The organism is Kitasatospora sp. NPDC059817 (assembly GCF_042731835.1).
In the GTDB taxonomy this organism is placed as follows: domain Bacteria; phylum Actinomycetota; class Actinomycetes; order Streptomycetales; family Streptomycetaceae; genus Kitasatospora.
Map to the genome: position 1 here is coordinate 20,367 of NZ_JBHWIR010000046.1, position 25,671 is coordinate 46,037.

The window sequence follows — 25,671 nt, forward strand, 5'->3', positions numbered from 1 at the left end:
CGGCCTGTACGCCGGGTTCTGTCTCCCGGGGTCGTCTGCTTGGCTCAGGTCCGGCCAACGGGGACCGAACGGCTCTCAGGCCTGCAGCCAGGCAGGATGACGCCGCGGATCAGACCTCCTCGGGCCCGAGCTTCCGCAGGTACTCGTCGATCGCCTTGCCGATTGCCGATCCGAGCCCGACCGGCACGGCATTGCCGATTTGACGGGCGATCTGGATCTTGGAACCGTGCCAGACGAAATCCCTGGGAAAGCCCTGGATCAACGCCGCCTCGTAGTGGGTGATCGGTCGGTCCGCCACCGGGTGCAGGTAACGCCCCTTCTCCGGCTTGTAGAACTCGGTACGGATGGTCACCGAGGGCCGATCGGCGTGCAGCCGTCCCATCACGTCGCCCGAACCGTTGTTGTGCCGATCCCAGCTCTCCGTCGAGAGCGGGGTCGCCTTTCCGTCGATGACGGCGGTCTTGTCCCGCAGGTTCTTACGGTTGCCTCCGGCCGGAATCGCGGCGTACCGCGCGATCGAGAGCGGACGCGGTTCCCGACCGATGTGCAGTTCGGTGGTCCGGTACGGCCCCGGAACACCGCCGTCCGCCGCCGCCCGGTCGGGCAGGTCGATCCCGTCCACGGTCTTGGCGACGTGGTCGAAAACGGCCTCCTGAACCGTGCGCCAGAGCGGGCGGCCCGTGAGGTCGGGCTCCCGGACGTGGGTGGCTGACGGATGACTCAGCGGCCGCTTGCCGGGGTGTCGTCGGATCACGTCCTTGCGGGTGCCGATCACGATGGTCCGGCGGCGCGCCTGGGGCACCCCGTAGTCGGCCGCGTTGAGCACGGCGGGGACGATCTCGTAGTCCCCCAACCGATCGTCATCGAGCGCCCTCTTCAAGTCGGCGAACTGTGGCGAGCGCATGAAACGGTCGACGTTCTCGATGATGAAGATCTTCGGTCGGACCAGCCCGACAACGCGCACATACTCCTTCCACAGAAGGTTGCGCGGATCGTCCGGGTCCTCCTTGCCCAGGCCCGAGAACCCCTGGCAGGGCGGACCCCCCACGATCACGTCGGCGTTCAGAACCTCCTCAGGAGGCAACCAACCGGTGATGTCGACGTTGGCGACGTGCCCACCGAAGTTCGCCGCGTAGGTCGCCGCGGCCGCGGCATCGAATTCGACCGCCGCGACGCTGCGGAACGGGCTGCTCTCCGCGCCTTCCGGCCGGTAGCTCTTCGTGAGTCCTGCGGTGAACCCTCCCGCACCTGCGAAAAGATCCACCACGGTGAGCTCACGGGCGGAGCCGTCGTGGTCGGTGAGGTCAGAGTCACGGATGGGCATGGTGTCGGATTCTACTTTGCGATCAAGGCGGTCGGCCCGCCGTACGGGTGTTCCGGCGTCTGCTGGAACGAGTCACGCTCGCGGTCCGAGTACCGCGAGCAGGCTGCGGCCCAACGCCTCGGCCACCACCGGCGGAACCGCCTGGCTGATCTGCCGATAGACGGACGTCTTCCTGCCCTGAACCTTCCAGTCGGTCGGAAGCCCTTGCAGGAGTGCCACCTGCTCCAGGGTAAGTCTCAGCAGTCCTTCGCCCGGCGGGGCCCCACGATCCAGAACGAAGTCGGCGGCGGGCGGCTCGTCCCCCAGGCTCCCCCCGTACACACCCAAACGGGCCCACATGGCCTTGGAGCGCGACGGACCGAGATCGGCGCCCCCGCGCCCCGTCGCGCCCCCCACGATCAGCGGGGCGGGAACATCCGCACCGGCGGCCCACTCTGCGGCGTGGGGCCACCCGCGGGCGGCCATGGATGGCAGCAGTGTCTCGCCCAGCGTGGGCCGCTGGCCGGGAAGCGGGTCGGGCCAGGTGAAATGCTCCATGTCCTCAGCACTCATGGCCACCGCGAAGCCGTGCCCCCTGAGCTGTGGCACACCGAAGTCCACCGCCTGGAGCTCGCCCCTCTCGACCACGTAGCCGAGTTCCTCCGCAGCGGCGAAAACCTTGGCCCGAGCCTCCTCGAACTTGGGCTTCTCCACAAAGTCGGGGATGTTCTCCAGCACCAGAATGCGCGGGCGGACGGCCATGGCCACAGCCAGCGCACCCACGAGCACGTCGCGAGGGTCGCTGGTCGCCTGCTGTCGGCCGGCCGACGTGTACGGGGAGCGGGGCAACCCACACACCATGACATCGACGTTGCCACGGAAGACGGAGTGTTCCGGTCCAAGGTGTTGAAGATCGCCCGTCAACACCTCCCAGGCCGGTCGATTGGTCCTCAGCGTGTCACAGCTGTCCGCGTCGATCTCGATTGCCGCGGCGATCTCGAACCCCGCCCGTTCCAGCCCGAGCGTCATGCCTCCGACCCCGGCGCAGAGATCGATCACCGTCAACGGGGCGTCCTCCGTCACGGTGCTGCCTGCAGCCGAACCCACCGATCTTGCCCCGCTCATACCGGAGCCCTCGATCGTGCGCACGTCGTCCAGCGACGGCCGCTGGGCCGGAATCGGGAACGGAGACTTCGGCTCACGCCCACTGTCCCGGCTTGTGATCGTCGCCAACGACTCCTGGACGAGGCCGCGCAACTCCTCGTCGAGCTCCTTCTCGTCGAGGGCGTCAAAGGAAACGAACGCGCGCAGTCGCAGGATGCGCTTCAGAAAGTCTCGGAAGACCTGCCGATCGGCGACCTCCTCGTCCGGGATGTCGAACTCCTGCCACACCCGAAGGATCCCGCAGACAAGGTGCGAGCTGGCGCCGATGGATGTCCGCCGGGCGAAGACCTGGTCGAAGGCCTCCTCCCCGAGCACCGATAGCGCGTCGTAGAGATCGTCCGGGTCGAGCCGCTCGCCACCCACCAGGTGGGCCCGCCACCAAAGGCGTCCAAAAACGTGACGGGTGATGTCGCGGCCGGTGACGCGTCTCGGGTTGAAACCGGGGAAACGCCACGCGGCCACGTCCGGCATCACGACAAGGGACAGGAACGCCCACAACTGTGGGGACAGGGCCTCGGCAGGGATGATCCCCGCGTCCTTGTAGAGAAGTCGCGCCACCTCGGTGTCGAAGCGCGCCGCCGCCCGCCGGGCTGGCGGCCTGTCGGACTGCGCCGGGAAACCGTTCTTGACAGCCACGGCAACGACCGCATCCCGGAGTGCCGCCAGCCGGTCCGCGGGGAGACGCCGCCCTCCGGTCGCGGCGTAGTACGTGGCGGGGTGGGACACGGCGGCGCGGGTCCGAAGCTCTTCGACCGTCCGGTCCTTGAGCTCCACACACAGTCCGTCGACGGCGGCTGGCAGCAGCTGCGGCATCAGGTAGGCCATCAGGACTCCTTCGCGAAAAGCCGGACGGCGCTCTGGACGCGTGCGGAGAACAGGGAGGGGTCGTTCTCGTACAACTTGCGGAGGCCCTCCAAGGAGGTGTCGGGGAAGTAGGTGTGGACGATCCCGAGCAGCAGGTGCCCGAGCGTGTCCGGTTCGTATCGCCAGTCCTCACGAAGCTCCGGGTTCCGGACCGCGTGCTCGACAAGAAGGCGGACCACATCCGCCCGCAGCGCCGAGTGGACAGGGCGGTCAGCCGGCGTCGGCTGATCGGCCCGCTTCATGGCTTCGAGCACCGACGGCGTCCCGCTGTTGACCAGCAGGACCATCGCGCCCATGGCGGCCGCTCTGGGGTCCGGCCCGATCGACAACAGCCACGGGGCGTCGTCCGGATAACCCGCAAGCTTGAAGTCGACCACTGACATGGGGAACTGGGAGTCGTCACCCTGCAGCCTGACCTGGGCCTCGTCCCGCCAGAGGATCGACCCGGCGCGGCCGGCGGTCCAGAGGGACATCGTGTTCACCCGCGAAGTCAGGACGAGTTGAGTGTCCAACACCAGCACCCCACCGCTCTCCCGGCCGTGCACAGTGAAGGAGACGGGTACCACCGTCGCCCCCACGGCCGGCAGCGTGACGCGATGTGCCCGCACTCTCAGCCCGGAGCCGGAGGAACTCCAGACGACCACCAATGTCAGCTCTGCCTCGACGGGGAGTCCGGTGGACCGGCGAACCGCGTCGACGTCGATGCGCACCTCGCGTTCGAGGTGGAGATCGTACTGGTAGTCCCAGTCCGGGATGAACGACGGGAGCGGCCCACGCCCCTCCCCGTCCAGGCGGACCGACCAGCCGTCCGCGGACACCTCGTCGTTCTGCGGCCGCCGGTAGGGGAACACCTGACGGCTCATGCGGACACCTCCCTGAACCCGGCTTCGAGTGTCACCTGCGTTACGGTGTCGGGCGCCGGCCTGACCAGAAGAGACCAGACCTTCCCGTCTCCGCCTTCCGCTTGCAGAATCCTCGCGGTCGCGAAGTCACCCGCGTCGGACACCCAACCAACCACCTCAGGCACCGCCGCACCCTCCGGTGGTGAATCCTCCCGACCGCCTCCGCCCAGGGTGACACCGAGAACCGCCTTCACCTCATACGGTCCGCAGTCCGGCAGCTGGAAACGCTGGACCACCACCGGTCGGCCCTCGAAGGTGTCCGGAAACGGGGCGTCCAGGTGCCGGACCCGGGCACCGCGCCTACCGGACCGGTCCACCGTCGTGTCCGATGTGCCATTGGCCACCGAGCCGACTGCCGCCGTACCGGACCGACCCCCCGATCGGCGACTCCACCCGGGCGGGCCGAACACGGCCCCGCCCCCCTGTCCGGCGGCGCCGACCATGAGACCCGACATCAACCGGCTCATGCGGGCGAGCGAGACACCATCGCCGGACTCCACACCCTGCGCTCGCGGGGCGGCCGCCTCCTTCATTTCGCGCTTGATCTCCCGCATGGCCCAACCGGCCAGACGGTGCTCGTCCCCGCTCAGCTTTTCGACCAACCAGTCGTCGTGAGTGGCCGGCTCGCTGGCCGCGAAGACACGGTCCATTGCGGAGTCCGCTCGGAAGACCGCTGCGTACCCCATCGCCTCGTCCGTGGGCGCAGGCCCTTCGAGGTACCTCACGACCAGATCGACGGGCCGCATCAGACATGTGTGGTGCACCCGCCCGACGATGCCGGCCTCCCGCGCCGGTGGGGGCGGTTCACCGAACGGCGAGATCAACGGCTTGAGTCCGAAGGTGCCCAGGATCCGGCCGAGGCTCCGGTGCGCGATCGGCCTGTCCATCGAGCGGAACGCGTGCACGAAGGGCCCCAGGTGCGGGACCGTGGCCGGTTCGGGCACCGGCACCATGGTGCCGTCGTGCACGGCGGATAGACGAAGGGGCGGCTTGCCGTCGGCACCGGGGAGCATCTTGGGCCACAGGTTCCAGACCATGGCATCGGCGATCCACCGCATCCCTTCGGCCGCGGTGCGGTCTCCGAAGTCGGGGTCGACGATCGCGATCGTCGTCCCGGTCACACCTTCGGGGAACGGGCGCAGGCCGAGTTCGCTGGCTACGGTGTCAGCCGTTTCCCCCGTCAGCGGCTCGACGTACGACACACCTGTCTGATCCCCCCGGTCCCGAACCTCGCCCCAGTAGTGGCGCCCGGTAAAGGATCGGGGACCGAGAACGGTCTCCGTGGTGTACCGCTCGTGGAGCGCCCACCCGATGAGGCGGGTCTCGATCCGGTTCCCGACCCGACAACGGGTGTGGACGAGCACGGTATGTGCGGCGGACGCGAGGTGGAAGACCACCCGGCCCGCCCCGTACGTACCACCCCGGCCCTCCGCGTCCTGGGAATCGCCGACGTTCCTCACGAACGCGACGAAGTCCGAGGCCTCCTCCGACACCTCGTCGGCCCGGGTCGGACCGCCGAGGCCCTTGGTGCCGAGGTCCGTGACCATGAGCATCCTCGGCGCCGAACGGTGGAGGGACGCCCGCAACGGCAGGTGAGCGGGCGTCGGCGCGTCGCGTTCGAGCAGCGCACGCCACGCCGGCGCCTCGGCCGGGCCGAGCGTGCGCAGTTCGATCCTGAAGTCGACCGGCCCGTCCCCGGCGCGGGCGTCCCAGCTGTTCTGGGCCGACTCCCGCACGAGCAGGGTCAGGTTATCGAGTTCCGTCGCATCGAGCCGACGCAGCAGTAGGGACCCGCCGTTCCCGCCGCCCGGTCCGTGCTGTTCCGAGAACCATCGCGGCACCGTCGTCACGCGTTCCGCCCCATTCGTATCAGCAGCTCGTCGACGACGCCAGGCTCCAGCGGCTCCGCACGCACCCCGACCAGGTCGACCACGTATCCGACATCCAACACGCCTTCGGGTACGCCGTCGACAAGCGAGCCCACCATCAACCGCGGGAACGTTTCATCGACCGTGTACCACCGGCTCTCCACCAACCGGAGTCGGCGATCGGCCTGCGGGTCGCCCGAGCCGGACCGGTACCCCGCGCTCAGCAGCCCGGCCATGAACCCGGACTCGTCGTCGCAGAGGTCGCGCACCCGTTGGACCCGCTCCTTCAGGGTCTCGCCGTCGACGCGCTCCTCGAACCTGTGCCAGCCCAGCAGAAGATCGCCGCCGTCCGGCTCCTCAAGCTGGTCCAGGCCGTGCACATGGACGGTCCTCCGTTCCGAGGCGTCGATGGTGCTCTTCACCTCGACGGCATGGCGTCCGTCGGTGAAGTCGTGGCGTTGCCCGTCGGGGCCCACCCAGAGCCGAACGGCCCCCGGGTCGATCGTCAGCAACCGCTCCAGAACTGACAGTTCACCATGCAACCCGACGAGCTGTTCACGGCTGAGCATCCTCGGGACCCCGGCGAACAACCGGCGCCAGCGGTCCACGACCGCAAGGGCCGTCCGGTATGGGCGCGAACCATCCGCTTCCAGGGCGAGGAGGACGTCCTTGCACAGCCCGGTGAAGACGTCGTCAAGCTCCCTGAGCGCACAGGTGATGTCGGCGTACCGTCCGTACCGGTTGTCGTCCTGCAACGGCCGTTCGTATATGCGCAGAGCCGCTCCGGCCACGCTGCCGGCCACGCTCTGACGTCGCTGCAGAGGCACCAGGAGGTGTCGAAATCCGTGGCCGTCCACCGCTGCCAGCAGCCGCCCCAGTTCCGTGTCGACCGGCAACTCCGAGGTCCGAACGACATCGGCGCCACCGGCAGGGCCAACGCCGAGAGCCACCCAGTGATCCTCGAGAATCCTCTGAAGGCCTCCGTCCGTCATCAGCCCTGCTCCTCGTAGAGCGCGGCCGAGAGGTCCTCCTCCGGCATCGCGTCCAGATCGTCGTCCTGCACGACACCGGAGAGGTCCGCGCTGTACCAGTCCACCTTGCTGTCCTCGCCACGCGGCACGGGGAACACCATGCCCACACCGATCACGTGGTCGACGGCGTCCAGCGGGAGACGCTCCTTGCGCCTGGTCGGCGAAACCCGGTCGATCGGGTAGAGGACGAGCAGCCCGGTGTCCGGCAGTTGGGTCTGCCGGAGGTGCTTGAGCACGTCCTCGGTGACCTTTCCGCCGGACCAGCCCTTGAGGTCCAGGTCGATACCGGCGTCGATCGGATTCATCAGGGTCTTGATGTCCGCGGCCGCCGGATCGGCCGTGATCTGCCGCGCGCGAACGATCCGGTCGACGGCGATGCCCTCGACGAACTCGTAGAGCATGTCCGACGAACCGCTCGGGGCGTTGCCCACCACCGCGACGTTCCAGCGCCGCAGACCTCCTCCGTTACGGGCCCGGGTGCGCTTCTCGATGTACTCCCGCAGCAGCTTCGTATCGCAGTCCATCGACTTCTCATGGAATCGGTACTCGTCCAGGAACCTGAGAACCAGGCCATGCGAGACGTCCCTCAGCACGTGCCTACCAGGCCGGCCGTGAACCGTGTGGTCCTCGTGCCGCGCACCGTCGAGCTTCAACGCGTCACGGAGCAGCCCGCTGGCGGCCTCCTGATTGGCCTGCAGCCAGGCCGCGTCGTGCGTGTGGAAGTACCGGGTCTGAATGCGCTGGCCGCCGTACGACGAACTCGCCTTGATCGCATCGCGCATCTTCGCGGCCGCGGTGATCCTCAGCGAAGGGTGACTGCGCAGGCGGACCGCGAAGGTCTCCGGCGTCTTGTCCTCGACGAGGTAGCGGTCAATGTCACGCCGCATCTCCGCCTCGACCATCGCGATGTGCCGGAACGAGTCACGCAGGTCGTCCGTCATCCACACGCGCGGCAGGTCCGCATAGCCGTTGCGGAAGCCGAACCAGCGCCCCATCTGGAGGAGCGTGTCGTACGTGGACGCACCACGAACGAAGTAGCTGACGATCAGGCCTTCCAGAGTCAGGCCGCGGGAGAGGGTGTTCCCTCCGACCGCGATCGCCGTGACCGGACCGTTCTCGTAGTCGAGGCGCTCAAGGCTCGTGGAGTTGTCCAGTATGATCCGGCACTCCACGAGAACCCCGGGCAGGTGTTCCACGAGCTCGTCGAACGAGGTCTCCGTCTCGTCGAACTCGCTCGCGTCCACACGGCCGGTCTCGCTCCCCCACAGGCGGCGCAGCTCGCCGAGTGCGGCCGTGTCTCCGCGCTCGACCAGCGCGGAGACCTCCTCTCGGAAGTCCTCAAGCGGCGCCTTGAAGCTCTCGTGCACAGCAGTGCCGACGCTGGTGTGGACGAGCATCGTGGAATGACGGTTCCCTGTGCCACGGAAGCGACGGGCGGCGGTCGCGAGCCAGAAGTAGAGAACGGACTCGCGCAGGGCTCCCTCGATCTCGGGAACGAATCCGTCGATCTCATCGCGTCCGGGCCGGACCAGAGGGATCTCCTCGTACGGGACCGTACGGATCATGTCGTAGCCGTCCGGAACGTCCTCCGGGTCCTCCCCATCGATCGGCTGCCGACCGAACAGCACCTCGGTCCCGAAGTGCCCCTTCGGCTTCGGCAGGTTGACGATGAAATCCTTGGGGTAAAGGTCCCCGGCGGCCGGGTCGATCAGCAGGTTCGCGAACGGGGTGGCCGTGTAGCCCACGTAGCCGACACGTGGGAAGAGGTCGATGATCTCCCGGATCAACGGGTTCGTCGTCTTGGAGGCGACACTGGCCTGGTCCGCCTCGTCGTCGATGATGAGCGTGGGGCACGTCTTCAGATAGTCGGGCGCCTGCTCGAGCCAGCTCTTGAGTTTCTTCAACCGGGGAACGTTCTTCTTCACCACGCAGAGCACGTGCTGCCCGTTGCTCTGGGCGAAGAAGGCCGCCGGATTGCCGTGCGGTTCGAAGTCGCCCTCCGTCTTGGTCAGCGTGTGCCACTGGTCCAGCACCGGATCCACCAGCTGGTCCTGAAGCCTCAGCTGGGTCTGCCTGCGCAGGCCGTTGTGCATGCCGGCCAGAACGATGAAGAACTTGTATCCGGCGTCTGCCGCCTTGGCGATCAGCGCCGTGAAGTTGGTGGTCTTCCCGGACTGGACGTATCCGACGACCAGCCCGCGAGTGGAGAACGACTTCTCCAAAGGGTGGTCGAGCATCGAGACCACCTTGGTGGAGGCCTCGTCGAGACTCTGAACGGACTCCTCGTCCCACGCGGTCCGCCCGAGCAGGTTCTGAAGCGCGGGCCAACAACGGTCGCCCTCCTGCGGACCGACGTACCAGGTCTCACGATTGTTGCGGACCACGGAGCCGGGCTGGCGCATGTCCCGCACCTTGATGGTCTCCTGCTGGTGCCGTTTGGCGATGCGCCTGACCAGTTCCTCGCTCATCCCGAACAGCCTGATCGTGCTCAGCGCCTGCTCGGGCGTCTTCTGCTTGATCAGCTGTTTAAACGCCTCGTACTGCAGATCGAACTCGTTCATTGCGCCGCCCGGCTCCCCTGTACAGCTGATTCGTCCACGCCCCACCCAGGGCACGACGGCGGTGCGAGCGCCCCGGCCATGGATCGATCGCGAAAACAGTACAGGCAATCACCGTCTCGACGGCCTCCTGTTCACCGCCCCGACCCTCACGGCGGGACCGAGTGTCCATGGCAGGTCCTACGCTGGGCCTTGGAGCCGGGACTTCAAGGGCCACAAGCACACCTGACAGGCGGAGAACGGGACTGACCAGGATGAACGCCACGGATTCGTCGATTCGGACCGCCCCCTCGCGGTCTCCGAGCCGGGCCGAACGATCGCGCGAGCAGGACCACGCAGCCGGAGGCCCGGAAGCCCGACTGGTGGACATTGGAGGTGGCCGGCTACGGCCTGCCAGCGTCGTCCTCACCACCTCGCCCCGGACAGGCACTACCCGCGCGGGTCTGCGCTGGTCCGTCGACGGCCGGACGCACAGCGCCCGGCTCGGCATCGTCGACCGCCGTACCCGTGGCGCCAACCTTCGCGAGGGATGGCGTCTTGCCCGGGAGGCCGGACTCCTGGTCGACGCCGTCGAGCAGGGCGTCGTCTCCTGGGCGTCCTCGCCAGGGACCCGGCGTTCCATGCGCTCAAACAAGGGCAGGGACACGGCCCCGGAGCGTCGGCTTCGGTCGCTGCTGCACGCCGAGGGACTCCGTTACCGTGTGTCGGCACGACCCCTGCCCGACCTTAGACGAACAGCCGACCTGGTCTTCCCGAAGACGAAGATCGCCGTGTTCGTCGACGGCTGCTTCTGGCACGGCTGCCCGGACCACGGCACCCGGCCCTCGGCCAACAGCTCGTTCTGGGAGAAGAAGCTCAACCGCACCCGGGAACGCGACACGGAAACCAACGAGGCGCTGAAGGCCGCCGGGTGGACGGTGATCCGGATCTGGGAGCACGTGCCACCGGACGCGGCCGCCGAAGCGGTCAGGGCCGCGATCGACGCCAGGACATCCGGCCCTTAGGGCAGGAAAAAAAAGAAGGGGCGGAAGAGTCGGCCTGTACGCCGGGTTCTGTCTCCCGGGGTGCTCGCGCGGCCCGGGGAGGCGGCCATCCATCTAGGACTGCCGTTGCCGACAGCCTCGTGCGGTCTACCCGCGGACTCGGGCGAGCAGCCCTCAGTCATCCGCGCACGGCGCCCGAGGGCGCCGATCTTGACCTTGCTCCAGGTGGGGTTTACCGAGCCGGCCGAGTCACCCCGGTCGCTGGTGGTCTCTTACACCACCGTTTCACCCTTACCCGCCGCCGAAGCGGTGGGCGGTCTGTTTTCTGTGGCACTGTCCCGCGGGTCACCCCGGGTGGGCGTTACCCACCACCCTGCTCTGTGGAGCCCGGACGTTCCTCGGCGGGTCAAGGACCCGTCGCGGCCGCCCGGCCGGCTCTTCCGCCGTAGTGGTCATCGTAGCCGCTCGGGTGGGGCCTCCCGTACACCGGAGCGGACCACGGGCGGCTCGCCGCCGAGGCGGGCGGCCACCCGGACGGCGGTCGCGGTCGCCCACGGGGTGGTGGTCGCCAGGCCGAGGAGGAGGATCGCGGCGCCCAGGCCCACCAGGATCCACCAGCCCGCGTGGCTGGCCGGGGCGAAGCCCGTCGCCACCGGGCCGACCACGGCCGAGGTGACGACCGTGCCGATCACCGCCACCCCCAGCGACTGGCCGATCTGGCGGCTCGTCGAGGCGACCGCCGCGGCCACCCCCGCCTGGGCGCGCGGCATGCCGGAGACGGCCGCGTTGGTGATCGGCGCGTTGACCATGCCGAAGCCGAAGCCGAACAGCCCGTACGCCGCCAGCAGCAGCGCCGGCGGGGAGTCGGCGGCCAGCCTGGTCAGCAGCAGCCCGCTCGCGACCAGGCCCAGCCCGGCCGCGACCAGCGGACCGCGCGGGCCCCGGCTGCCGACGATCCGGCCGGACAGCGGCGCGCAGACCAGCATCATCGCGGCCATCGGCAGCGTCCACAGGCCCGCCTCGAACGGGTCGTAGTGCCGGACGTTCTGCAGGTAGAGCGTGTTGAGGAAGAGGAAGCCGCCCAGGGCCGAGAAGGCGCAGACCGCGGTGACGGTGGCGCCGGTGAACGGCGCGCTGGCGAAGAACCGCGGGTCCACCAGCGGCTCGGCCACCCTCCGCTCCCACAGCGGGAAGGCGATCAGCGCGGCCACGGCGGCGGCCGCCAGGGCGAGGATCAGCGGGGACGTCCAGCCGCTGCCCGGGCCCTCGATGATGGCCGCGGTGCCGCAGCCCAGCAGGACGATCATCAGCAGCTGCCCGACCGGGTCCAGCCGGCGCGGCCGGGGCGAGCGCGACTCCGGGACGTAACGGGCGGTCAGGAGCATCGCGACCACGGCGACCGGAACGTTGATCAGGAAGATCGACGGCCAGCCCGCGCCCTCCACCAGGAAGCCGCCCAGCAACGGGCCGAGCGCCATCGAGATGCCGACCACGCCGCCCCAGACGCCGATCGCCCGGGCCCGCTCCTTCGGGTCGGTGAAGGTGTTGGTGATGATCGACATCGCCACCGGGTTCAGCATCGAACCGCCGACCGCCTGCAACGCCCGGAACGCCACCAGCCACTCCAGGCTCGGCGCCAGACTGCACAGCAGCGAGCCGAGCGCGAAGCACAGCAGCCCGGTCTGGAACACCCGGCGGCGGCCGAAGCGGTCGGCCACCGAGCCGAACAGCATCAGCAGCGAGGCCAGGACCAGGGTGTAGGCGTCGATGATCCACTGCAGCCCGGACGCCGGGGCGTCCAGGTCCCGCTGGATCGCCGGCAGGGCGATGTTCACCACGGTGTTGTCCAGGCCGACGATGAACAGGCTCAGGCAGCAGATCGCCAGGACGAGCAGTCGGCGGCGGCGCCCCGGGGCGACGGAGGGCTGGGCTTCGGGCACGGGACCGATCCTCCCACCTGGACGGTGCTCGGGGGCCGTGTGACGGACCGTCCGGGTGGCGGCGCCGGGCGGGCGCCGGGGGCGCGTGGGGCGTGTGGAAGCGGTAGGGGTCAGACGGCGGCGAAGCGGACGGTGCGGGTGAGCGGGTCGGCCTGCGTCAGCCGGACCCGGATCAGCCCGCCGAGCGGCAGCACCGCCCCGGGATCGGCGCCGTCGCAGCGGGCCCGGACGGCGGGCCGGCGCAGCTGCACCGTGCCGGCCGCGGGCCGCCGCTCGTCCACGTCGATCACCACGGCGGTGAAGTCCTCGCCCTCCCGGCCGGCCAGCAGCTCCGCCTCCACCAGGTCCACGCAGGCCCGTTCGACCTCGGCCGCGCGGCGGTCCCCGCTCGCCATCAGGCCCGGCACGGCGGGCAGCGCCTCCCGCGCCCAGTCCGGCACCTCCTCCCCCGCCGCCACCGCCGCGCACACCTCCTGCGCGAAGCGGTCGCCGAGCCTGCGCAGCGGCGCGGTGCAGTGCGCGTACGGCGCGGCGAGCGCGGCGTGGCCCGGGTCGGCCGGGGCGGGCAGGCCCCGGGACTCGTCGAAGGCGTGGTAGCCGGCGCCGCGCAGCAGGCCGGTGCACGCGTTGAGGAAGGCGGCGTCCATCGGCGCGTCCGGGTCCAGCGAGCGGATCAGCTCCGGGTACGGGAGCGCCTGCGGCCAGTCCACGTCCAGCGCGGCGGCGATCCGGCGCAGCCGCTCGTACGCGGCGGCGGGCGCGGCGGGCAGGGTGCGCAGCAGGCCGACGCCCGCGTCGAGCATCAGGTCGGCCGCGGCCAGGCCGGTGAGCAGCGAGATCTGCGCGTTCCAGCCGTCGGCGGGGCCGGGCGCGCGGTAGCCGAGGACGTAGCCGTGCAGGGTCTCCTCGACCTCCTGCTCGGGCACCGGGAGGCTGATCCCGCCCCGCGCGCGCTCCTGCTCCTCGCGCAGCCGGCCGACGGTGGCGAGCAGGGCGAGCTGTTCGTCGGCGCCGCCGAGGTCCACCGCGCGCTGGACGGCCGCGTAGTCGAGGCGGCGGTGCGAGCGGACCAGGGCGCGGCGCAGGTCGGCGAGCACCACGGCGCCGTCGGCGTCCAGGTCCAGCTGCCAGAGCAGGGCGGGCCGGGGCTCGCCGGGCAGCAGGCTGGCGGCGTCCTCGGAGATCCGGGCGGGGTGCAGCGGGACGCGGTGGTCCGGGAAGTACAGGGTCTCGACCCGGCGGCGGGCCTCGGCGTCGATGGCGCCGCCCGGGCGGACGAAGGCGGCGACGTCCGCAATGGCGTAGTACACCCGGTAGCCTCCGCCGGGGCGGTGGAGCAGGTGCATGGCCTGGTCGAGGTCGCGCGAGCCGGGCGGGTCGACGGTGAACAGCGGCAGGTCGGTGGCGTCGTGCTCGGGCAGCCGGGGACGCTCGGCCGCCTCCTCCGCCTCGGCCAGCACCGGCTCCGGCCACTCGGTGTGGATCTCCAGGCGGGCGCGGAGTTCGGTCAGTTCGGTGTTGATCCGGGCGGAGTCGGCGGCCTTGACGCGCAGTTTTCGGCGAGGCATGCAGGCAGCGTAGGGCGAATCGGGTGATTCCGGACGGATCACCCCGCCGGACGCGCCGGGCGGCCGGGCGGCCGGTGCTGCCGGTGCTGCCGGTACCACTGGGCGGCCGGTGCTGGTGGGCTCAGCGCCCCAGCAGCGACTTCAGGTCCTTGCCCGCGAGCACGACGGCGTCGTCGTAGCCGCCGGTGGCCAGCCGGAGCATGAAGGCCACCGCGTCGTCCGGGTGCGGGTCGGTGTACGGCTCGCCGTTGTAGTCCAGGAACAGCAGCATCGCCTCGAAGGCGGTGCGCTTGTTCCGGTCGATCAGCGGGTGGTTGCGGGACAGGCTCTGGCCGAGGGCGGCGGCCTTGGTCCACGGGTCCGGGTAGGCGTCCCCGCCGAACAGGCTCGCCTGCGGGCGGGCGATCGCCGAGAGCAGGCCGCCGAGGTCCCGGATGTTCTCCGGGCCGCCGGCCAGGTAGGTGACGTCCTCCAGGTCCAGGTACTCGGTCACAGGTCCTTGAGCCTCTCCAGCGTCTCCGCGTTGGCGGCACGGATCCGGGCGACCATGGCGGCCCGACGCTCGGACCGGCTCTGTCGGCCGGGCTCCTGCGACTGCTCGGTGAGCGCGTCCGGCACCTCGGACTGGCGGACCTCGAAGGCCAGCTCGGCGGTGTCCGACCCGGCCGGGGCCTCGGTCACCCGCACCCGCCCGGCCATCACGGCCTCGGCGGCGGCCCGCACCGCGAACTCCAGGGCCTGCCGGGTCTCCGCCGGCAGGCCGGCGGGCAGGCGCACGGACAGGGACTCCTCCACGGCGTCGTCGTCGCCGGGCACCAGGTCCAGGGGTCGCAGGGTCATCTCGCTCACACTCCTCGCTGCTCACCGTAGTGGCGAACGCCGGGCGGCCCCACCGGATTTCCAACCCCCGGGCGGGGTGGGGCCCGGGTGTGAGCACTCGTAGGCTGGGGTCGAGTGGTCGTTCACGAAGGGGGTTCGGGCAATGGGTGCGGTGAAGGTGACCGGGGCAGCGGTGTCGGGGGTGTTGGCGGCGACGGGGGCGCTGCACGCGGTGTGGGCGGTGACGCCGTGGCCGCTGCGGACGCCGGAGGAGTTCGCGGACACCGTGGTCGGCGCGGGCGACGGACCACCGTCCCCGGCGGCCTGCGTCGCGGTGGCGGGGCTGCTCGGGACGGCCGCGTACCTGGTGGGGGCGGAGGCCGGGGTGCTGCCTGCGGTGGGGCCGCGGCGGCTGCGGCGGGCCGGGGTGCGGGCGGTGGCCGGGGTGATGCTGGCGCGCGGCGCCGGCGGCCTGGTGCTGTTCGGGAGGGCCGTCGAGCGCTCGGAGCGGTTCAAGCGGCTGGACACCCGGTACTACTCGCCGCTCTGCCTGGCGCTGGCGGCCGGGACGGCCGTGGTCGCGGGGGCCGGCGGCGCCGAGTAGCCGCGGCCGGGGCAACCGTCTCGGGGCGGACGGACGGGGCGGGCGGGCCGCCCGGGGCGCGCCGGTTTTGCGTAGGGTGGCGGGGTTCATCCGCCACAGAGTGTTGAGGAGTCCGCTGTGCTGGTGCTGTTGCCGCCTTCGGAGGGCAAGGCCGCATCCGGGGACGGGGTGCCGGTGGCGCTCGACCGGCTGTCGCTGCCCGGGCTGACGGCGGCGCGCGGCGAGGTGCTGGACGCGCTGGTCGGTCTCTGCCGGGGTGACGAGGACACCGCCGCGGAGGTGCTGGGGCTCAGCCCCGGGCTGCGCGGCGAGATCGCCCGCAACGCCGGGCTGCCTGAGGCGGGTGCCCGTCCGGCGGGCGAGGTGTACACCGGGGTGCTGTTCGACAACCTGGGTCTGGCCACGCTGGACGCGGCCGCGTACGGCCGGGCCGAGCGGTCGCTGCTGGTCTTCTCGGGCCTGTGGGGCGCCGTGCGGATCTCCGACCGGATCCCGCCCTACCGCTGCTCGATGGGCGTGAAACTGCCCGGCCCGGGGGCGCTCGGCGCGTACTGGCGGGGCGCGATGGCGTCCGTGCTGCCGGAGGTGGCGGACGGGCTGGTGCTGGACCTGCGCAGTTCGGCGTACGCGGCGGCGTGGAAGCCAGCCGGCGAGGTGACGTCCCGGACGGCGACCGTCCGGGTGCTCCAGGAGCGCAACGGCAAGCGCACGGTCGTCAGCCACTTCAACAAGGCGACCAAGGGGCGCCTGGTGCGGGACCTGCTGGTCGCGGGGATCGAGCCGAAGACGCCGGGCGAGCTGCTGGACGCGCTGCGGGGCCTGGGGCACCGGGTGGAGCTCGCCGCCGAAGGCACGGCGCGCAAGCCGTGGCAGCTGGACGTGGTGGTCACCGAGGTGCACTGAGCCCGCTCCGGGGGGCGGTCCCCGGAGCCAGGCGTTCAGCCCCGGGTGTTCAGCGCAGGTGCGAGGTGTCGTTGAGCAGCCGCAGCGAGGCGTTGCCGTCCGCGTAGTACTGGACGGCGCAGAACGAGGCGGCGGACAGCTCCATCCGGTACAGCGCGTCCGGCGGGGCGCCGAGCGCCAGCCGGACCAGCGTCTTGATCGGGCTGACGTGGGAGACCACCAGCACGGTCCTGCCGGGGTGCCGGGCGATGATCTTGTCCCGGGCGACGCCGGCCCGGTGGGTGAGCGTGGTGAAGCTCTCCGTGCTGCCGGTGGGCTTGGCCTTCGCCGAGCCGAGCCAGGCCGCCAGGTCCTCCGGGTGGCGCTCCTGCACCTCGGCGAAGGTCAGGCCCTCCCAGTCGCCGAAGTCGACCTCGCGCAGCCCGTCCTCGTACCGGACCTCCAGGCCGAGCCGGGCGGCGACGATCTCGGCGGTCTCCCGGGTGCGGCGCATCGGCGAGGCCACCACGGCCTGGATGCTGCCGCGGGCGGCCAGTTCCTCGGCAGCCCGCGCGGCCTGCCAGCGGCCCTTGTCGGACAGTTCCGGGTCGCTGCCGCCACTGCCAGAGAAGCGCTTCTGCGGGGTCAGCGCGGTCTCGCCGTGGCGGAGCAGGACGAAGGTGGTCGGGGTGCCGAGGTCGGCGGGGGCGGCCCAGCCGGCCTTGGGGGCGGCGGTCTCCAGCGGCGGCTCGTCCACCACCGCGGCGGCCCGCGGCCTGGGCTCCCACTGGCGGCCGGCCTTGCCCGCGTCCATCGCCTCGTTGGCGAGCCGGTCGGCGTCCTTGTTCCGCTCGCGCGGGATCCAGGTGTACGTCACCCGGGCGCGCGGGAGGATCGTGCGGGCCTCGGCGGCGAGCGGCTGCATGTCGGGGTGCTTGATCTTCCAGCGCCCGGACATCTGCTCGACGACCAGCTTGGAGTCCATCCGGACGTCCACCGAGGCGTCCGGGTCGAGCTCCCGGGCCGCCTTGAGGCCGGCGATCAGGCCTTTGTACTCGGCCACGTTGTTGGTGGCGTGGCCGATGAACTCGGCGGCCTCGGCGATGATCTGCCCGGTGTCGCCGTCCCGGACCACCGCGCCGTAGCCGGCCGGCCCCGGGTTGCCCCGGGACCCGCCGTCCGCCTCGACGATGAAGCGAGCCGCCACCGGGTCAGGCGCCCGAATCGGCGGTGCGGACCAGGATCCGCGAGCAGTTCTCGCAGCGGACCACCTTGTCGGCCGGCTCGGCCTTGATGGCGTTGAACTCGGTGATGGAGAACTCGGTGCGGCAGCCCTCGCAGCGGCGCTGGTAGAGGCGGGCCGCGCCGACGCCGCCCTGCGTCTGGCGCAGCTTCGTGTAGACCTTCAGCAGGTCGGCGGGGACGACGGCGGCGACGGTCTCGCGGTCCCGCTTGACCTTGTCGGCCTCGGTGTCGATCTCGGCGAAGGCGGCGTCCCGGCGGGTCTCGGCCTCGGTGAGGACGACGGTGGAGTGCTGCAGGCGCGCGGTCAGCTCGGTGACCCGGGTCTGGGCGCTCTCCAGCCGCTCCATGACCTCCAGCACGATCTCCTCCAGGTCGCCCTGGCGCTTGGCCAGCGAGCCGATCTCGTGCTGGAGGTTCTCCAGGTCCCTCGGCGAGGTGATCGCGCCGGAGTCCAGGCGCTGCTGGTTGCGGGCGGACCGGGCGCGGACCTGCTCCACGTCCTGCTCGGCCTTGGTCAGCTCACGCGTGGTGTCGCCCTGCTGGGCCTCGGCGGCGACCACCAGGTCCTTGAGCGCGGTGTGGTCGGCGGAGGCCTTCTCGATCTCGGCGTGCTCGGGCAGGCTCCGGCGCCGGTGGGCCAGCTGGTCGAGCTTCGAGTCGAAGGCCTGGAGGTCGAGCAGGCGGATCTGGTCGGCGGGCGCGGCGTTCAAGGGGAAGGCTCCTGTGAATCGGGTCAGGCGGTGAAGGACATGGGGGCGTGCGCGGTCCACGGGTCGGTGACCCGGTGGGAGACCTTGGTCTCCACGGCCCAGCCGCGCTGGTCGGCGGCGGTGTGCAGGGCCCGCTCGGCCAGGGCGAGCCAGGGCCACTCGGTGGCCCAGTGCGCGGCGTCGACCAGGGCGACCGGCGCCGCCTCGGCGGCCTCGGACGCGGGGTGGTGGCGCAGGTCGGCGGTGAGGTAGGCGTCCACCCCGGCCGCCCGCACCTCGGCGAAGAAGCTGTCGCCCGAGCCGCCGCACACCGCGACCCGGCTCACCAGCCGGTCCGGGTCGCCGGAGACCCGGACGCCCGTGGCGGTGGCCGGCAGGCCCTCGGCCACCTGCGCGGCGAAGGCCGACAGGGGCAGCGGGGGCTCCAGCAAGCCGATGCGGCCGGTGCCGCGGCGGCCCAGCGGGTCGGTCGGGTCCGGCACCAGCGGGCCGGTCACCCGCAGGCCCACGGCCTCGGCGAGCGCGTCCGAGACGCCGGGGTCGGCGTGGTCGGCGTTGGTGTGCGCGACGTGCAGGGCGATGCCGTTGCTGATCAGCGTGTGTACGACCCGGCCCTTGAAGGTGGTCGCGGCGACGCTGGTGGTGCCGCGCAGATAGAGGGGGTGGTGGGTGACCACCAGGTCGGCGCCCCACTCGACGGCCTCGTCGACGACCGTCTGCACGGGGTCGACGGCGAACAGCACACGGCCGACCTCGGCCTGGGGGTCTCCGCAGACCAGGCCGACGGCGTCCCAGGCCTCCGCCCACTGCGGCGGGTAGACCTCTTCGAGCGCGGTGATGACGTCGGACAGTTTCGGCACCTGTCGAGACTACCGTGCGCGCGGGGGCGGTCGGGCCTCGGCCGTTCGGCGACCTGGGCGGCGGGGCGGCGGCAGCGGGGCGGCCGGTGCGGCGGGGATGCGGCGGCGGCGCGGTTCGGACACGGGTGCCGATGGCGTACGGACGCGCGTCAATCTGCGGTGGGGGCGCCCGGGAGAGGCCAGCGCCGGTCGCACGCGCCCGCGCGCCCGGCGCCCACTGCTCACATGGGAGCCCTCGCACGAATTCGAAACCGCTTCCTGATCACCCTTACGAGTGAAGTGACCGGCTCTACGTTGAGCCACTCCCGCCTCGAAAGTAACTTCAGTCCTGCGAACGGGAGTTGCCCCGACAGTTGCCCCGACCGGGGGTCGGGAAGGCGCTCCGCCGGACACGGGCCCTGGCGAGACCGGGCCCGGGACGGGCGCGGCCGGGGCTCCTGCCCCAGGCGCGGCACCGCCGTACCAGGGCGGTGCGCCGTACCAGGGCGGTGCGCCGCACCGGGGCGGCACGCCACACCGAGGCGGCACTCCCGTTCAGGGGCGGCACTCCCGCTCCTTCCGAGGAAACCGATCAGGCCGGGCCGCACGCCCGGGTGCCGGAGCAGGTGGGCACCCACGGGCGGCGGACGAGACGAAGGGATGTGGTGGCGAATGGCGGCGGGCACATCGCTGCGTACGGCCGGGGGCGGGGAATCGGCGGGCCACGGGCCGGATGCGGCCGGACCGTGGCCGGAGACGACGCGGGCGGCGCTGGCGGAGGCCGGCGGCCGGGGAGGCGGCGGCGACTGGGAGGTCACCGCCGGGGGCTTCTGGTGCACGGCCAGGCCGCCCGCGTCGGTTCCACTCCCGGAGCAGGGCTGGAAGCTCCACGTCAGCGCGGCCTCGGCGGCGGGCGAAGCAGTGCTCGCGGCCGTCGTACGGGCTCTCGCCGACGACCCGTGCCCGTTCAAGTTCGCCGCCGGGGAGCAGCGGCTGCGCGAACTCAACTCCCGTAACAGCGATCGGGGTTCGGCGGGCAAGTTCATCACCGTCTACCCGGCCGACGACGCCCAGTTCCGGCGGCTGGCCGCCGGACTCGACCGGGCCACCGCCGGACTGCCCGGGCCCGTCGTGCTCTCCGACCGCCCCTACCGGCCCGGCAGCCTGGTCCACTACCGGTACGGCGCCTTCGCGGCCCGCGCCGAGCTCGGCCACGACGGGGAGTACCGGTCCGTCCTGCACGGGCCGGACGGCGAACGGGCCGAGGACGTGCGCGGCGCCTCCTACCGGGCGCCGTCCTGGGCCGGCGACCCGCTGGAGACCGGTGCGGCCCGGCCGGGGCCGAAACGCGGCGCGGGCGTGCTGCTCGCCGAGCGGTACGCGATCACCGCCGCCGTACGGCACAGCACCAAGGGCGGGGTCTTCCTCGGCCGGGAGGCCGCGAGCGGCGCCGAGGTCGTGGTCAAGCAGGCCCGCGCACACATCGAGATCGACCGGGCCGGCACCGACGCCCGCGACGCCCTGCGGCACGAGGCCGCCCTGCTGACCCGGCTGGACGGGCAGGGCCTGGCACCCCGCCCGATCGAACTGATCGAACGGGACGACTCCGTCTTCCTCGTGCAGGAACGAATCGCCGGACAGCCGCTCGGCGCGTGGGTCGCCGCCCGGCTGCGGCGCGACGGCAGCCCCGACGTCGACTGGGCCGACGCCGGACCGGTCGCGCACGCCCTCCTCGACCTCGTCGAACGGGTGCACGCCCAAGGACTCGTCCTGCGCGACCTCTCCCCCGGCAACGTGATGGTCCGCCCCGACGGCCGCCTCCGGCTCGTCGACCTCGAACTCGCCGCCGAAACCGGCCGCCCCGCCGGCTCCGCCGGCACCCCCGGCTACCGCGCCCCCGAACAGGGGCCCGGCCGGCTCGGCCTCGTCCACGACGGCACCTGCGTCGCCGACCCGGCCGTCGACCTGTACGCCCTCGGCGGCCTGCTCTTCCTCCTCGCCACCGGGCACGACCCGCTGCTCCCGGACGACCTCCCCCGGGCCCGCCCGGTCACCGAGCGCCTCGGCCGCTGGCTCGCCCTCGCCGCCCGCACCGGCACCACCGCCCGCCGCCTCGCCCCCGCCGTCCTCGGCCTCCGGGCCGAACAGCCGGGGCAGCGCTGGAGCCTCGCCCAGGTCAGGGCGGAACTCGCGGGCGAAGCCACTGCGGACGCCCGGCGCGGCGATGACACACGCCCAGGTGGGGCTCCCGGTGCCGCGCACGGGCATGAGACCACCACCGCCGTCACCCCCCTGTGGCAGGCCCCGAACCGGCGGACCGCGCACACCCGGCACCCCGACGGCCCGACCGGCGACGCCGCCACCACACCCCCGCAGCGAGCCGCCGACGGCAGTGCCGCGCCCGCCAGGGCCGGTGCCATGCGGGCCGCCGCCGCTCCGCCGTGGCGCGCTGCGGCCCACCGGGCCACGCCCGCCGAGCACTCCGCCGACGCCCACGACGACCGTTCCGCGACCGACCCGACCGACCCGACCGACCCGGCCGCCGCGACCGGCGGCCCCCGGGCTGCCGTCCGACCCGACGGCGCCGCTGCGGACGCCGCCTGCCGCGCGTCGGCCGGCCTCCTCGACCGGGTGCTGTGCGACGGCCTGCGGCAGCTGGCCGTCACGGCCACGCCGCTGCGGCGGGACCGGTTGTGGCCGGTCGTGCCCGCCGGGGAGCGGACGGATCCGTGCAATGTGCAGCACGGCGCCGCCGGGGTGCTGGCGGTGCTGGCGCGGGCGGTGGCGACGGAGGGCCTGCCGGGCGGGGTGCGCGCGGAGGCCGCGCGGACGGCACGGACGGCCGCCGGGTGGATCGAACAGCGCCTGGCCGCCGAGCCGGTGGTGCTGCCCGGGCTGCACTTCGGGCGGTCGGGGACGGCCTGGGCGCTGCTGGACGCCGCCCGGGCGTTGGGCGACGACGCGCTGGCCGTTCGGGCCGCCGCGCTCGCCCGGCGGATCCCCGTCGAGTGGCCCAACCCCGACGTCTGCCACGGCGCGGCCGGCTCCGGGTTCACCCAACTCCACTTTGCTGCCGAAGGCTTCACCGCCGAAGCCGCCGGTGACCCGGACTTCCTCGACCGCGCCGCCCACTGCGGCCACGCCCTGCTCGCCGCCGCCCGGCACGAGCCGTACGGGCGGGTGTGGCCGGTGCCGGCGGACTTCGACTCGGCGCTCGCCGGGATCACCCACCTCGGCTTCGCGCACGGCGTGGCCGGTGTGGGCGCCTTCCTGCTGGCCGCCGCCGAGGCGACCGGCGACCGCGACCTGCTCGCCGGCGCCGTCGAGGCCGGGCGCACACTCGCCGCGACCGTCCGCTGGGACGCGCCGCGCGAGAGCGCCTGGTGGCCGCAGAGCGCGGACGATCCGGACCGCGTCAGGCTGGCGCACTGGTGCAGCGGCTCGTCCGGCGTGGGCACCTTCCTGCTGCGGCTCTGGCGGGCCACCGGCGACGCCACCGCGCACGGGCTGGCGCTGGCCGCCGGGCGGGCCGTACTGGCCGGGCGCTGGCACGGCGGGGTGAGCGCCTGCCACGGCCTGGCCGGCGACGGCGAGTACCTGCTCGACCTCGCCGAGGTCGCCGCCGAACCAGAATTCCGTTCCGGTGCCGAGGAGTTGGCGCAGCTGATCGCCGCCCGGTCGGCACTGCGGGGCGGCCTGCTGGTGCTGCCGGACGAGACCGGGACGGGCTGTGCGGCCGGCTACGGCACCGGTGCGGCGGGCGCGTTGGCCTTCCTGCTGCGACTGCGGCACGGCGGCCCCCGGCTCTGGGTGGATCCGGTGCCGCCCGCCGTACGCCGGTCCCAGGGTGCGGCAAGCGGGGTGAGCGGGGCATGAACGTGGCCACCCGGACCGTCGCGCAGGCGCTGCGCCGACTGAGTTTCACCTTCGCCGCCGACGGCGGTCACGCCGCCTGCCTCGCCTCGGCCGCCGACGGCGGCTGGTACGTGGAGAGTTGGCGGCTGCCGTCGGACGGCGGGCCGGCCACGCCGCTCGCGTTGCCGCTGCCCGGCAACCGGTCGGAGAGCCTGCGTTCGCAACTGGTCGCGCTGCCGGACGGCTCGGTGCTGGTCTGCCGGCACGACGGCGAGCGGCACGACCTGGTCCGCCTCTCGTACGGCGAGAACGGCGCCGTGGAACAGCAGGTGGCCACGATCCGGATGCCCGGGCTGCGGCTGCTGCCGATCCCGACGCCCCCCGGGGCCGGTCCTCGGACGCCGGTGGCGCTCGCCCTCGGGACGGACACCCGCCCGGCGACCACCGCCTGGCTGGTGCGGACGGACGGCAGCGAGCCCGAACGGGTCGCCGAGATCCCGGGGTTGCACGGCGGCGGCGCCTGGCTGGACCACGCCGGGGCGCTGCTGGCGCTGGACCGGGTGAACGCGGGGCTCGTCCGCACCGTGGTGCTGGACCTGCGCAGCGGCACGACCACCCCGCTGCTGGAGATCGGCGAGCGCAGCAACGACCGGCTGGTGCTGTTCGACCCGGACAGCCGGTTCGCGATGGTGCGCAGCGACGCACCGGGCACCGACCGGCTCGGCTGGGGCGTGCTGGGCGGCGGCGAACCGCTGCGGTTCCCGGAGTGCCTGCACGTCGCGGGCATGTTCCTGCGGCCGGTCGCGCTGCGGCAGACGGCGGACGGCCCGCAGGTGGCGGTGCAGGTCGACCACGGCGCCGGCTCCGCGCTCGCCCTGTGGCGGGCCGCCGCCGGCCGGCTGGACCAGCTGCCGGTACCGCCCGGCCGGCTCGGCGCGGTCGGCCACTGGGGCGGGGCGGCGCTGCGGCTCCCTTACTCCTCGCCCGACCACCCGGCGGCGCTGGCCGCCCTGGACGTGGACGCGCTGCTGGCACACGGCCCGGCGAAGCCTGGGGCCGGCCCGATGCCGATGCCGCTGCCGCTGCAACTGGCGCCGCTGGGCTCCGGCCTGCCCGGCCCGTGGCGGGACACCGTGCTGCCCTGGCAGCCCGGCGGTCCGCGCACCCCCCGTACCCAGCCGCCGGGTTGGCGGGTGGACGGCAGCACCGCACCCGGGGACGGCGGCCGCTGGCAGCCCGCGCAGAGCCTCGAACTCGCCGGTCCTGCGGGGCCGTTGGAGGCCGTGGTGTACGGCGGGGACACCTGGCTGAGCAGCCCGCACCTGGTGCTGGCGCTGCACGGGGGCCCGGCGGACGCCTGGCGGCTGGAGTTCGACCCGGCCCTTCAGCGGATGGCCGCCGAGGGCCTGGCCGTGATCGCACCGAACCAGCGCGGCTCCACCGGCTACGGGGTGGCGCACGCGATGGCCATCCGAGGCGCCTGGGGCGGGCCCGACCTGGACGACGTGCTGTACCTGCTGGACGGCATCGCCGGCCAGCGCGCGGCGCTCGGGCTGGAGCCGCCGGCCCTGTTCGGGGTCAGCTACGGCGCGTTCCTGGCGCTGCTGGCGGCCGCGCACGCGCCGGCCGAGCAGGTGTCCCGCTGCGCGGTGGTCGCGCCGTTCCTGTCCGGTGCCCGGCTGCTGGCCGAAGCGGCAGCCCCCGTACGGGCGTTGACCACCCGGCTGGCCGGCGACGAGCCGATCACCGACGCCCGTGGCCCGCGCGACGTCCTCCAGCTGGCGCACCGGCTGAGCGCCCCACTGCTGGTGGTGCACGGCAACCGGGACGAGGTCGTGCCGGTGAGCCAGTCCCGTTCACTGCGGCACGAGTTGCTGCGGATCGGCCGGGTCGAGGGCGCGGACTTCCGGTACGTCGAGGCGGCCGGATCGGGCCACGAGGTGCTCGCCGAGGAGGGCGCGGCCGTGCTGCACGAGCTGCTGGCCGCCTTCCTGCGGACCGGCCGACCGGGCTGACCGGAGCCCCGGCACCTCGGTACGTCGACACCTCGGCACCTCGACTCCTCAGGACGTCGACACGTCGGTACCTCGACATCTCAGGACGTCGGCACCTCGACACCTCGACACCTCAGAACGTCGACACCTCACCACACAGACTCCCGGGCCCGACGCGGCCCGGGGCACCACCCCGGCGCGGCGGACCGAGCCGCCCGGGGGCGACACCCGATGCCCGCAGGCAGATCGCGGCGGGCGTAGTTCCAGGGGAGGAACCCGATCATGGAGAACATGGTGGACTTCGAGACCGATCTCGCGGCGCTGCAGGACCTGCCGGAGACCGAGTCCGTCGAGCTGACCGGCCACGGCGCCGGCTGCCAGTACACCTGTCTCATCCTCACCTGCCTGATCTTCACCAACAGCTGATCCAGGCGGTGAGCCGTGGGTGGGGGGGGGGGCCGGGGCGCCGGCGGCGGCGGGGGCCGCCGCGCGGGTGCGCCGCGGCCCCCCCCCCCCCCCCCCCCCCCCCCCCCCCCCACACC

General features: G+C 72.7%; 19 protein-coding genes and 1 other RNA gene. 6 read left to right on the forward strand and 14 right to left on the reverse strand.

The genetic code is table 11. The features are described 5' to 3' along the window. Positions 1-109: 109 nt before the first annotated feature. The 6 genes from ACFV61_RS12810 to ACFV61_RS12835 form a co-directional block, all read right to left on the reverse strand. A complete protein-coding gene (locus ACFV61_RS12810; RefSeq protein ID WP_380337541.1) occupies positions 110-1,324 on the reverse strand; it encodes a DNA cytosine methyltransferase in 1,215 nt (404 codons plus the stop codon). Positions 1,325-1,396: 72 nt separating this feature from the next. After that, on the reverse strand, positions 1,397-3,292 hold the full coding sequence (locus ACFV61_RS12815) for a DUF6339 family protein (RefSeq protein ID WP_380491569.1): 1,896 nt from the start codon (positions 3,290-3,292) through the stop codon (positions 1,397-1,399). Next, entirely contained in the window at positions 3,292-4,194 is a 903-nt protein-coding gene (locus tag ACFV61_RS12820) for a hypothetical protein (protein WP_380337535.1), read from the reverse strand. The genes ACFV61_RS12815 and ACFV61_RS12820 overlap by 1 nt, the downstream gene beginning before the upstream one ends. Continuing rightward, entirely contained in the window at positions 4,191-6,083 is a 1,893-nt protein-coding gene (locus ACFV61_RS12825) for a hypothetical protein (RefSeq protein WP_380491571.1), read from the reverse strand. Before ACFV61_RS12825 ends, ACFV61_RS12820 begins: the two co-directional genes overlap by 4 nt. Next, complete coding sequence (locus ACFV61_RS12830) at positions 6,080-7,093, reverse strand: PD-(D/E)XK motif protein (protein WP_380337529.1); 1,014 nt, start codon at positions 7,091-7,093, stop codon at positions 6,080-6,082. Before ACFV61_RS12830 ends, ACFV61_RS12825 begins: the two co-directional genes overlap by 4 nt. Then, the gene (locus ACFV61_RS12835; protein ID WP_380491573.1) at positions 7,093-9,693 is read right to left on the reverse strand and encodes a Z1 domain-containing protein; all 2,601 of its coding nucleotides are present in this window, start codon (positions 9,691-9,693) and stop codon (positions 7,093-7,095) included. The genes ACFV61_RS12830 and ACFV61_RS12835 overlap by 1 nt, the downstream gene beginning before the upstream one ends. Positions 9,694-9,944: 251 nt before the next feature. Between ACFV61_RS12835 and ACFV61_RS12840 the strand changes: the two genes are divergently transcribed. Further along, positions 9,945-10,694 carry a very short patch repair endonuclease gene (locus ACFV61_RS12840; RefSeq protein WP_380491574.1) on the forward strand — a complete coding sequence of 250 codons (750 nt, stop codon included), beginning with the start codon at positions 9,945-9,947 and terminating at the stop codon, positions 10,692-10,694. Between the two features lie 21 nt (positions 10,695-10,715). Here the strand turns inward: ACFV61_RS12840 and rnpB are convergent. The 5 genes from rnpB to ACFV61_RS12865 all read right to left on the reverse strand — a co-directional run bounded on the left by rnpB (position 10,716) and on the right by ACFV61_RS12865 (position 15,021). Next, an RNA gene (gene rnpB, locus ACFV61_RS12845) (RNase P RNA component class A) lies at positions 10,716-11,112 on the reverse strand. Between the two features lie 13 nt (positions 11,113-11,125). Next, complete coding sequence (locus tag ACFV61_RS12850; protein ID WP_380491576.1) at positions 11,126-12,613, reverse strand: MFS transporter; 1,488 nt, start codon at positions 12,611-12,613, stop codon at positions 11,126-11,128. 110 nt (positions 12,614-12,723) lie between these two features. Further along, a complete protein-coding gene (locus ACFV61_RS12855; RefSeq protein ID WP_380337517.1) occupies positions 12,724-14,181 on the reverse strand; it encodes an RNB domain-containing ribonuclease in 1,458 nt (485 codons plus the stop codon). A gap of 121 nt (positions 14,182-14,302) precedes the next feature. After that, positions 14,303-14,674: a type II toxin-antitoxin system death-on-curing family toxin gene (locus ACFV61_RS12860; RefSeq protein ID WP_063347370.1), complete on the reverse strand. Its 372-nt coding sequence runs from the start codon at positions 14,672-14,674 to the stop codon at positions 14,303-14,305. Continuing rightward, complete coding sequence (locus ACFV61_RS12865) at positions 14,671-15,021, reverse strand: hypothetical protein (RefSeq protein ID WP_380491578.1); 351 nt, start codon at positions 15,019-15,021, stop codon at positions 14,671-14,673. Before ACFV61_RS12865 ends, ACFV61_RS12860 begins: the two co-directional genes overlap by 4 nt. A 142-nt stretch (positions 15,022-15,163) precedes the next feature. Between ACFV61_RS12865 and ACFV61_RS12870 the strand changes: the two genes are divergently transcribed. Both ACFV61_RS12870 and yaaA read left to right on the forward strand, forming a co-directional pair. Continuing rightward, entirely contained in the window at positions 15,164-15,604 is a 441-nt protein-coding gene (locus ACFV61_RS12870; protein WP_079135552.1) for a DUF3995 domain-containing protein, read from the forward strand. A 117-nt stretch (positions 15,605-15,721) separates the two neighbouring features. Next, entirely contained in the window at positions 15,722-16,507 is a 786-nt protein-coding gene (gene yaaA / locus ACFV61_RS12875) for a peroxide stress protein YaaA (protein ID WP_380491580.1), read from the forward strand. Positions 16,508-16,556: 49 nt separating this feature from the next. Here the strand turns inward: yaaA and ACFV61_RS12880 are convergent, their stop codons facing one another. Genes ACFV61_RS12880 through ACFV61_RS12890 form a run of 3 tightly spaced genes read right to left on the reverse strand, consistent with a single transcriptional unit; the run spans position 16,557 to position 19,301 of the window. After that, entirely contained in the window at positions 16,557-17,693 is a 1,137-nt protein-coding gene (locus ACFV61_RS12880) for a bifunctional RNase H/acid phosphatase (protein ID WP_063347373.1), read from the reverse strand. A gap of 4 nt (positions 17,694-17,697) precedes the next feature. Next, positions 17,698-18,441: a zinc ribbon domain-containing protein gene (locus ACFV61_RS12885; RefSeq protein ID WP_063347374.1), complete on the reverse strand. Its 744-nt coding sequence runs from the start codon at positions 18,439-18,441 to the stop codon at positions 17,698-17,700. Between the two features lie 23 nt (positions 18,442-18,464). After that, positions 18,465-19,301 carry a Nif3-like dinuclear metal center hexameric protein gene (locus ACFV61_RS12890; protein WP_380491582.1) on the reverse strand — a complete coding sequence of 279 codons (837 nt, stop codon included), beginning with the start codon at positions 19,299-19,301 and terminating at the stop codon, positions 18,465-18,467. 651 nt (positions 19,302-19,952) lie between these two features. On the opposite strand from ACFV61_RS12890, the gene ACFV61_RS12895 reads away from it, so the two are divergent. From ACFV61_RS12895 to ACFV61_RS12905, 3 genes are all read left to right on the forward strand, one after another. Next, positions 19,953-23,156, forward strand: a complete 3,204-nt coding sequence (locus tag ACFV61_RS12895; protein ID WP_380491584.1) for a lanthionine synthetase LanC family protein — start codon at positions 19,953-19,955, stop codon at positions 23,154-23,156. After that, a complete protein-coding gene (locus tag ACFV61_RS12900; protein ID WP_380491586.1) occupies positions 23,153-25,150 on the forward strand; it encodes an alpha/beta hydrolase family protein in 1,998 nt (665 codons plus the stop codon). The genes ACFV61_RS12895 and ACFV61_RS12900 overlap by 4 nt, the downstream gene beginning before the upstream one ends. 261 nt (positions 25,151-25,411) lie before the next feature. Further along, positions 25,412-25,555, forward strand: coding sequence for a VenA family class IV lanthipeptide (locus tag ACFV61_RS12905; protein WP_159398410.1), 144 nt, complete (start codon positions 25,412-25,414; stop codon positions 25,553-25,555). Positions 25,556-25,671: the final 116 nt, after the last annotated feature.

Excerpts from the sequence above, each read along its gene's own strand:
- ACFV61_RS12810 (WP_380337541.1), bottom strand. The coding sequence starts at position 1,324 with ATGCCCATCCGTGACTCTGACCTCACCGACCACGACGGCTCCGCCCGT.
- ACFV61_RS12815 (WP_380491569.1), bottom strand. The coding sequence starts at position 3,292 with ATGGCCTACCTGATGCCGCAGCTGCTGCCAGCCGCCGTCGACGGACTG.
- ACFV61_RS12820 (WP_380337535.1), bottom strand. The coding sequence starts at position 4,194 with ATGAGCCGTCAGGTGTTCCCCTACCGGCGGCCGCAGAACGACGAGGTG.
- ACFV61_RS12830 (WP_380337529.1), bottom strand. The coding sequence starts at position 7,093 with ATGACGGACGGAGGCCTTCAGAGGATTCTCGAGGATCACTGGGTGGCT.
- ACFV61_RS12835 (WP_380491573.1), bottom strand. The coding sequence starts at position 9,693 with ATGAACGAGTTCGATCTGCAGTACGAGGCGTTTAAACAGCTGATCAAG.
- ACFV61_RS12840 (WP_380491574.1), top strand. The coding sequence starts at position 9,945 with ATGAACGCCACGGATTCGTCGATTCGGACCGCCCCCTCGCGGTCTCCG.
- ACFV61_RS12855 (WP_380337517.1), bottom strand. The coding sequence starts at position 14,181 with ATGCCTCGCCGAAAACTGCGCGTCAAGGCCGCCGACTCCGCCCGGATC.
- ACFV61_RS12865 (WP_380491578.1), bottom strand. The coding sequence starts at position 15,021 with ATGACCCTGCGACCCCTGGACCTGGTGCCCGGCGACGACGACGCCGTG.
- ACFV61_RS12870 (WP_079135552.1), top strand. The coding sequence starts at position 15,164 with ATGGGTGCGGTGAAGGTGACCGGGGCAGCGGTGTCGGGGGTGTTGGCG.
- ACFV61_RS12895 (WP_380491584.1), top strand. The coding sequence starts at position 19,953 with ATGGCGGCGGGCACATCGCTGCGTACGGCCGGGGGCGGGGAATCGGCG.
- ACFV61_RS12900 (WP_380491586.1), top strand. The coding sequence starts at position 23,153 with ATGAACGTGGCCACCCGGACCGTCGCGCAGGCGCTGCGCCGACTGAGT.
- ACFV61_RS12905 (WP_159398410.1), top strand. The coding sequence starts at position 25,412 with ATGGAGAACATGGTGGACTTCGAGACCGATCTCGCGGCGCTGCAGGAC.